The organism is Streptomyces chisholmiae, assembly GCF_031845445.1.
Classification (GTDB): Bacteria; Actinomycetota; Actinomycetes; order Streptomycetales; family Streptomycetaceae; genus Streptomyces; species Streptomyces chisholmiae.
In genome coordinates, this window is sequence record NZ_JAVREO010000155.1 from 1 (window position 1) to 463 (window position 463).

1 protein-coding gene is annotated in these 463 nt (G+C 62.0%); it reads right to left on the minus strand.

Annotation, left to right across the window (positions count from 1 at the left end; translation table 11 throughout):
* Nucleotides 1-211: 211 nt before the first annotated feature.
* A partial coding sequence (locus RM844_RS32550) for a hypothetical protein (protein WP_311671045.1) occupies nt 212-463 on the minus strand: 252 nt, incomplete at its 5' end.

Here is a 463-nt window from a genome sequence, read left to right on the forward strand (position 1 = left end):
TGACGGCTCCGCGGAAGTAAGGTGACTGCTTGGTAACAATCACATTACAATACAACGGGCCGTCATCTTTCGTTTTTGCCTTTTGTCTTTTGTCTTTTGCGGTTCACCGCGCTGCGCTGACAGAAGCGGCCCTTCAGGCCGGTCCGGTCCGCACGATGGGGTTTGCGGACAATGCCGTTCTGAGGGCTAACGGTTCCCTGACGCGAGAATATTATTTCGGCGGCTTCGGGTCGGCGAGGCGAGTCGGCGGCGGCGGGGTCTTGCCGAAGAGGTCCGAGCGGATGCGGGCAGCTTCGCGGTCCAACTGTTCGTCGGTGGCGCCGAGCTGGCGGAGCAGCGATTCGGTCAGTGCGAGCGCGACCTCGCCTTCGCCGGAGAAGACCTCGTCGGCGCCCACTTTTCGCAGGCCAGGAAGTTCGCGTAGGTAATTCGACCGGGCTGTGACGCGGATGGCCGGGTTGAG